7 protein-coding genes and 3 pseudogenes are annotated in these 7,702 nt (G+C 51.2%); 4 read left to right on the top strand and 6 right to left on the bottom strand.

Annotated elements, in window-relative coordinates:
- Both ACDELDRAFT_RS16765 and ACDELDRAFT_RS24275 read left to right on the top strand, forming a co-directional pair.
- On the top strand, positions 1 to 234 hold a 234-nt coding region (locus tag ACDELDRAFT_RS16765; protein ID WP_005799026.1), incomplete at its 5' end, for a GAF domain-containing protein.
- Between the two features lie 77 nt (positions 235 to 311).
- A pseudogene (locus tag ACDELDRAFT_RS24275) lies at positions 312 to 509 on the top strand (transposase); the annotation flags it as partial.
- Positions 510 to 512: 3 nt separating this feature from the next.
- Here the strand turns inward: ACDELDRAFT_RS24275 and ACDELDRAFT_RS26245 are convergent.
- The 6 genes and pseudogenes from ACDELDRAFT_RS26245 to ACDELDRAFT_RS16745 all read right to left on the bottom strand — a co-directional run bounded on the left by ACDELDRAFT_RS26245 (position 513) and on the right by ACDELDRAFT_RS16745 (position 6,215).
- Positions 513 to 575: a hypothetical protein gene (locus ACDELDRAFT_RS26245; RefSeq protein WP_420042324.1), complete on the bottom strand. Its 63-nt coding sequence runs from the start codon at positions 573 to 575 to the stop codon at positions 513 to 515.
- The gene (locus ACDELDRAFT_RS25820) at positions 575 to 937 is read right to left on the bottom strand and encodes a hypothetical protein (RefSeq protein ID WP_005799024.1); all 363 of its coding nucleotides are present in this window, start codon (positions 935 to 937) and stop codon (positions 575 to 577) included. Before ACDELDRAFT_RS25820 ends, ACDELDRAFT_RS26245 begins: the two co-directional genes overlap by 1 nt.
- A 155-nt stretch (positions 938 to 1,092) precedes the next feature.
- Positions 1,093 to 2,128 (bottom strand): annotated as a pseudogene (locus ACDELDRAFT_RS16760) (IS3 family transposase); the annotation flags it as partial.
- 64 nt (positions 2,129 to 2,192) lie between these two features.
- A complete protein-coding gene (locus tag ACDELDRAFT_RS25155; RefSeq protein ID WP_005799018.1) occupies positions 2,193 to 3,002 on the bottom strand; it encodes a DUF6923 family protein in 810 nt (269 codons plus the stop codon).
- Between the two features lie 55 nt (positions 3,003 to 3,057).
- Complete coding sequence (locus tag ACDELDRAFT_RS24270; RefSeq protein WP_005799015.1) at positions 3,058 to 4,098, bottom strand: AraC family transcriptional regulator; 1,041 nt, start codon at positions 4,096 to 4,098, stop codon at positions 3,058 to 3,060.
- Between the two features lie 536 nt (positions 4,099 to 4,634).
- A complete protein-coding gene (locus tag ACDELDRAFT_RS16745; RefSeq protein ID WP_005799013.1) occupies positions 4,635 to 6,215 on the bottom strand; it encodes a methyl-accepting chemotaxis protein in 1,581 nt (526 codons plus the stop codon).
- A gap of 609 nt (positions 6,216 to 6,824) precedes the next feature.
- On the opposite strand from ACDELDRAFT_RS16745, the gene ACDELDRAFT_RS24265 reads away from it, so the two are divergent.
- A complete protein-coding gene (locus ACDELDRAFT_RS24265; protein ID WP_081470156.1) occupies positions 6,825 to 7,229 on the top strand; it encodes a hypothetical protein in 405 nt (134 codons plus the stop codon).
- 65 nt (positions 7,230 to 7,294) lie between these two features.
- Positions 7,295 to 7,702, top strand: a pseudogene (locus ACDELDRAFT_RS25815) (hypothetical protein); the annotation flags it as partial.

The following is a 7,702-nucleotide window of genomic DNA, read 5'->3' as shown; positions in this document are numbered from 1 at the left end:
GTCATTGAGGAGACCCGGTTTCGAGGCTATGGGTTCAATGACGGCGAATGGCACAGTCAGGCACACATCGGCGCCGTAGCGGTGCCGATTCTTTCCAGAGATAACCTGCTCGGCGTGCTTAATCTGATTTTTCCAAAATCCGCGATGTCACCTTCCGATCTCACGGGACGTTTTGTGCCTTTGCTTGAGCAGCTCGCACAGCGCATCGGCAAGGATGCCAGGGCCTGGATCTGAATCGCCCCGGTATCAGTAGACACCTTCGAGCCTCAAACCTGAGGCCCAATAGGAGGTGCCATGACGAGCCATAAACCGAAGAATTCAAGATCGAAGCGGTCGAGCAGATCACCGAGCGAGGCCATCGGGTGGCTGATGTATCCGCCCGGATCTGTGTGAGCCAGCGCAGCCTGTACAAGTGGATCAAGACTTATGCAGTACCCGAGCCAGAACGGCAGTTGCAGACGTCCCAGACCGAGGAGCTGCGGCGACTCTACCAAACCAGGAGCAGTACAAAATCAATGCTTGCGACGCAGCAAATGCGGCAAACCAAAGACCATTAACAAGCCGCTCAATAGCATTAAACCAAATTCAGAAAGAGTTGGGATAGAAGCTGGATGCCCTGAGCACTCACGGTTATCGTCACCGTGGTATTGGCACATACTGCGGGCATAGCCTTACTACACAGCTGATAAGTAATGCCATAGATCCCGGGGGGAACGCCAGCCGTGGTGATTACCAAGCCTGTCGCTGGGTCCAGCACGACGCCGGAGTTGGAGGCTGGCGTCACCACTGTGATGGTCGAGTTAGCAAAGGTGGAGGGCATCCCATCGGTTGAGTCATTGGCCAGCACATTGATAGGAGTGATGGGTGTCCCGGCCACGCCGCTGCCACTGTCAGGTTCAGGAGTAACAACGACTGCCGCAGTGTAATAGAGGGACACGGGAATCCCTATGACCTGCCCCCTTTAGACGTGCCAGTGTTTAGTTAGCGAGTCCGAGGTTGTGGAGATTACTTGATCTCCGGTGATTGCTCTGCATCGCCAGCGTGCTGGCGATGCAAGGCGGCGAATCTGGCAGGCGGGATGCGACCGAGTTAGCTGTGGGGCCGTATCTCGTTGTAGTCGCGCCGCCAGCGGGCAATCTCTTGCCTGGCCTGCGCGAGCGACTCGAACCACTGCTCATTCAGGCACTCGTCGCGAAACTTGCCGTTGAAGCTCTCGATGTAGGCGTTCTGGGTCGGACAGCCTGCATCGTTGAGCAGGTGCCGTACACCGCGTGCCGCCGCCCACGCCATGAAGGCCCGGCTGGTGAACTCCGGCCCCTGGTCAGTGCGGATGGCCAGCGGGTAGCCTCGGAACTGGGCAGCCTGGTCCAGCAACCGCACGACGTACTCGCCACCCATGCCGTGGTCCACCGCGATGTCCACGCATTCGCGGCTGAAGTCGTCCACCACCGTCAGACACTTGATGCGCCGGCCGTTGGCCAGCGCATCCATCACGAAGTCCGCGCTCCAGGTGTCATTGATATGACGGCAGCTCGCCAAGGGCTGACGCTCACCTGTGGGGCGTTTGACCTTGTGGCGTTTGCGCACCGACAGGTTGGCCAGCTTGTACAGGCGCCACACGCGCTTGTGGTTCACCTGATGGCCTTCAAGGCTCAACAGGTCGTGGATGCGCCGGTAGCCAAAGCGTCGGCGCTCATGCGCCAGCTCGACGATGCGCGTGCTCAGGCTGGCTGTGGATTCGTTCATGCTGGGCGGCTCCCGGTAGCTGGTTCTGGACAACCCCGCATAGCGACAGGCGCGGCGCTCGCTGATGGCCAATTGCTCGACCATCTTGGCAGCGGCCTCGCGCATGGCCTGCGGGGTCAGCGCTTTACCCCGTGCCCACCTTCAGCGCTTCGATGTGCAGATGGGCCTCAGCCAGCAGCTTCTTGAGCTTGGCGTTCTCGCCCTCGATCTCGCGCAGCCGCGTGGCCTCGCAGGCCTGCATGCCGCCGAACTTGGCGCGCCACTTGTAGAAGGTCGCGTCGCTGAAGCCACCCAGGCGGCACAGTTCCTTGATCGGCATACCGCCCTCGGCCTGCTTGAGAAATCCGATGATCTGCTCGTCGGTGAATCTGCTCTTCTTCATGTCCGTTCCTTCTCTGAAAACGGACTCTACTAACTCTCAGCTGGTACACCCTATGGGGGGCAGGTCAGCTCTTGGTGAGCGACAAGTCCGCACCAAAGATAATGTTTGCAGTGGCGCAATTGGAACCATCATTTGAATTAGAACCCGGGGCATCGCTGACTAATGTTGCCGCCCCAGTATTTATATCAAACTGATAGAACCCACTTGGCGGATTATTCCCAGAACCAAACAAACCGTTTGGAGCGCCATACATCGCCCCAAAGAAACCCGCGGGAAGCCCATTGGGCACACCGACAAAGGTAACCTGGCCAGTGGTTGGATTAATTGAAACAAGCTGAACCCCATATGTAACAGAATACAGCAATCCATTGACCCAAGCCATATCAGCGATGGTGACTGCTAAACTCAGCGTCACCAAGCTTGCCGTCATGGTTGCGACATTGATAACGTACATCTCCGTTCCAGATGCCACGTTATTTTTTACGTATAAAAGATTGCCGGCAGTTCCAAACGTCCCAGAGATAAAAGTTGCTACTGGCAAGCCAGAAACCGGGCCCAAATCTACTGTGAATCCATCCGCGCCAATACGCACCAAGTGGTTGCCAAGCGGAGTTGCAATACCATATTGATAATCATCAGCAGTGTTATACCCAACCGCGTTATATGTTAATGTCGTCACTCCTTGCAGCACAAAATCAAATGGATTTGTATTTGTGCTTACCTTACACAAGGTGGTTGGCGCCACACCCGAACTCATCTCAAGATACATCGTCGAATCACAGGAAAATTTTGGCTGAGCGATCGCAATAGACGCAAATCCAAAAAAGCCGCAAAACACGACAGCAAACGAGAACCATCGGGAATTTTTCAACATATATACACCAGTTTATAAAATATTTATCTACATCGAATATCCAACCGATTTCTGACTAATTGTTTTGTTTCCTATAATGACGTGGCGTATGCCCCGTCCACCTGTAAAAGGCATTTCTAAAATTGGCAACATCGCTGTATCCAAGGCGCGTCGCAATATCCATTGTTTTCAATTTATTCGCCCTCAGATAGTCGATTGCCAACAGCTTCCTCGCTCCCGCAAGTAACTCTCTGTAGGTCGTACCCTCAGCCTCCAACCTCCGACGGAGTGTTCGCTCCTGCATACCTAACTCCTCAGCCATCAAATCGATCGTGGGAAAATTAGCCGGAGTTTTCTCCAAGAGAGCGCGACGAACTTGCGACGCCACACCACCAACATGAGACAACTCCGAAAGGAATTTCTGGCAATACTCGACCGCCATCAAATGGGCAACGGCGTCCGGCATTTTTCTTGGCGAATCCACCCAAATAGCATCTATCCTCCATTGATTAACACCCTGACTGAAGTTAACGGGGCAATCAAAATATTCTTCATACAATTCCGCATACCCAGGTTTCGGACAAGCCAAGCAAAGCGACGAAAATTTGAAATTAGAACCATACAAATCTCGAAAAATCGTCAAATGTGCGGCACACGAAAATTCAAGAGCAAATCGATATATTGGATCCTGTGCATCGGGCGTCAAAACCACGTCAAGCGTGTAAGTCGCATTATTTTCCTCACACGCGCAGTTCGATATTTTCGCAACTGCGCCGATTATTTCTCCATATTTCAATATAAATTGGACCTCGTCTTCATAGGTGGGGCTACTCAGCATCCCGAACCCATACATTCCGTAAGCTGTCGCATGCATTTCCTTGCCAGCAAGTATTGCTAACGCAGGATTTTTCCCAAGTCGGATCGCATTTTTTATCACTGCAAATATTTGCCGATATGAAATACGAGTAGAGGTTGAGCAAAGCATTTCATCGCAGAGCCCAGTGCCTTCCAAGGCTTGTTCGGCCGCAACACCATCCCTATTCAATACGGCGACTATTGCAGATATTTTCTGCGGCCCATACAAGCGAGATTCCCAATCAACCGGGAAACAACGCATAATCACATCCCCTCTATGAAATTGAGACTCAAATATACAAATAAATCCGAAGAACAATAGCTACAAAATAATTTACCGATTAGAGTATTACGAAATTTTCTCAAAATTTGCCATCTCATTGCTCTTGCCGACTTACAGCAGGCTCACCGCCTACAACGTCTCAGTCACGTACGATATTCGCCTAGCTTCTCCACAAGATTTCAAAAACCACAAACATAAAACTTTCACCTTCAATACTTCTTCCGCACATTTCAGATGTTGGCTGCTCGTCAGCACTCTCTGAATATCACCTCATCAGCAGGGCCCAACGTCACCTCGCTAAAAAACACGTAAATCATCTTGGAAATTCATGCGCAAAGCTGGGGCAGCCTGCCGTGATTGTTTCATCCGGCGAATTCCATGAGGGAGTGATGGTGCCCGTCATAAATGAGTGAAGGAAATATCGCCAACATCCCGGCGAATACGAGAAAACTCCGCTAGGTATGTATTTCACTTATTGAGAAGAGGGTTTGGCCGTCCGGTCTTGTCCGTCCGTTTCAGCCCCCCGCTTCAAGGAGGACAAAAGAGTCCTTGGACGTCTCCAATCTGAACACACTGACTGTGTCGGTCAGCGTCTCGGCCTGCCCCCTGAGATCCGATGCAGAAACGGCTATTTGTTCCACCATGGCAGCGTTCTGCTGTGTGATGCCATTCAGATTGGCAGCCGCCGCATTGATTTGCGAAATCCCATCCAGCTGCTCCGAAGTCGAATTGCCAATTTTTCCAATCAATGACGACATACTCTGAACTGCAGCAACAGATTCCTGCATTGCAGTTCTCGCATATCCCATATGCTGATTGCCAGATTGGACCTCCGTAGCCGCCGCTTCAATATGTGACTTTATCTCCTTCGCTGCACCTGCCGAACGCTGCGCTAATGCTCGCACCTCCGCAGCGACCACGCCAAATCCACGCCCTTGTTCCCCCGCACGAGCCGCTTCCACAGCAGCATTAAGCGAAAGGATGTTGGTTTGAAAGGCAATGGAATCTATGATTTGAATGATGTCCGTGACTTTTGCAAACGCCTCCCGGATAGCCTCCATTGTGCGTGCAACGGCATCGACGGCCGAATTACTTTTCCCTGCGATATCGGTGGCTGCGGAGGTCAAATGAGTGGCATGCTTTACTAATGACGCCGTATGCTCAACGGTTTGCTTAATTTCTTCGATAGATACCGCCGTTAGCTGCAAGGAGCCCGCTTGAGATTCCGTACGGCGCGCCAGCTCATTATTTCTAGAAGCGATATCTTCACTCGCAAACTGCATATTTCGCGCCTCGTTTCGTGCATCCCGCACAACCGATTGAAGATTGACGTTCAATTGATTTAGAGCTTTGGCCATTTGCCCCATTTCATCAGAACGCACATGCATCATCAGCTGGCTCAGATCTCCACCGGCCATTCTGTTAGCAAAACGAACGAGATTCCGTACGGGCGAAACAGTGAGATTGCAGGCAACCCATGCAGCCGCAGCGGAAAGCAGCGCGGCGACGGCCAATGCGGCCGGAATTCCACCCAATGAAGCAAGGGCCACAAGGAGCCCCTGCATTGCGAATAGCGTCCAAAGACGCCCCCTCATGCCCAAGCGAATGCTCTCTGCAATATGGCCCAGCCAGTCTTGACGTATGACGCGTCCGGCATCTAGCACGTGCAAATGCTTGCCACGCGAAGCCTCTGCGCGCATCGTCTCGTAAAGCGCATCGGCAGCCTTTATCTGCTCTGGCGAAGGCTTCGTTCGAACGGACATGTAACCTGAAACGACCGACCCGTCGATTAATGGGGTCACATTCGCCATAACCCAGTAATGGTCACCGTTCTTGCGGCGATTCTTGACCATGGCCGACCAAGGCAATCCTGATGAAATGGTGTGCCACATATCCCTGAATGCCTCTTGGGGCATGTCAGGGTGACGAACCAAGTTATGAGATTTCCCGAGAAGTTCATCTTTCGAGAATCCACTGACCTCTATGAACGCGAGATTGCAGTAAACGATCCGCCCTTTGAGATCAGTAGTCGAAACAAGCGTATGCTCAGCGGGGAATGTATATTCCCTCCCAGTAATTGGCAAATTTACCCTCATACGTCAAATTTATTTTATAGAAATTGATTTAAAACTATCCGCCACGTGCAATTAATTCATTCCCCGTGAATCAATTCACCTTGCCAGAAAATAACTCTAACATCTAGTGCAACGTGATGAAGCCTCTTGCGTGGAGATAGCGAGTTCAGATGCACCGCATTCCAGGTTAGCCCTCTCTCACGCTACCCCCGACACCTATGACCACGTCTAAGTTATCTCCTCGCCTAGAGAACTACGACATGGGGATGCGCCACACTTCGCCTAGCACGTCTGGCCACCTTCGCTTTGCTTACCACAATGCAAGACCACATCCCTTGTTGCACATCAAGATTAAAGCGAATGCACGCTTGGTAGAGATAGGAAAATTGACCTATTTTCGTGTGATATTTTCACGCGTAACATTTGTGACGTTCTGTAATTCCTTTGGCACACGGTCATTTAGCATTTGATGATTGATGTCCCGTCCCTTATTCACATGTATATGTCCTTAATTCACACGACCGAGGACTAAATCACATCAGCTTGTTACATACGCGAAATACGCTCATTCACCCACCACTCAATGCCGATATAGGATGAATTCCTCAATCACTGCAACCAAGGAAATGTATGTCCCTCGATGCGAAGCTTGCAAGCCTTAGCACCACCATTCCAGAATGTTTAGCCGCCGGATATGTCGATATTGGCTCAGGCATGTTGCTGGGCGTGAAGACCGTGGATTCTCATCCGCAAGAAGTCATTGCATTGGTAGCGGCGGCGACAGCCGATATGTTTGCGGGCCCCAATATCACTACCATTGAACGCTTGTTCAAAAAATCACGTGGTATTGGTGATGATGGGCATCACTATTTCCAGGAAATAGTTGTTAATAGCGATAACCTCATTCACGTTTTCCTTCGAGGAAAAGTGTATCCAGACTATGTTGCAGTCTTTGTATGCAGAAAAACTGCCAATCTTGGACTGGCCCTCACCAAAGCACGAATGGCCATGCCAGAAATCGAAAGTGCCGTCTAATTCAAAGCAGCCTACTGACTGCTTCTATTTCAGTTCACCAGTTCGAACAAGATTTCCCTACTCAAATGTCACGACTTCTGCTCACCAATTTCGGTGTTTGCTTTGGACGCAGAGTGGTTTTGTCGAGCGTTGATTTGGATCTACCACCGACCGGTGTGGATGTATTGATGGGTCCAGTCAAAACTGGAAAATCCACTCTGATGCGCTCCCTAGCCGGTCTCAACGGATCTACGAATTTGTACCGCAGCTGGGGGACTTCCTTGATGGATGGCTGCCCCATCAACACCCAGCACAAGCCCACCTTAGTTCAACAACATGCATCTCTCTTTAGCTCCACCTTACGCGATGCACTTTTTGCTCATTGCCAAGACTGCGTAGGACGATCATTTTCGGCACGCGATGATTATGCTCGAGATGCCCTTATCAATAATAATCTAGGCAATCTTCTGGATTCGCTATCGAAATCCGTGCTA

The organism is Acidovorax delafieldii 2AN (genome assembly GCF_000175235.1).
Taxonomy (GTDB): domain Bacteria; phylum Pseudomonadota; class Gammaproteobacteria; order Burkholderiales; family Burkholderiaceae_C; genus Acidovorax; species Acidovorax delafieldii_B.
Note: the sequence above shows the minus strand (reverse complement) of the source record. Positions and strands in the feature narration are given on the sequence as shown.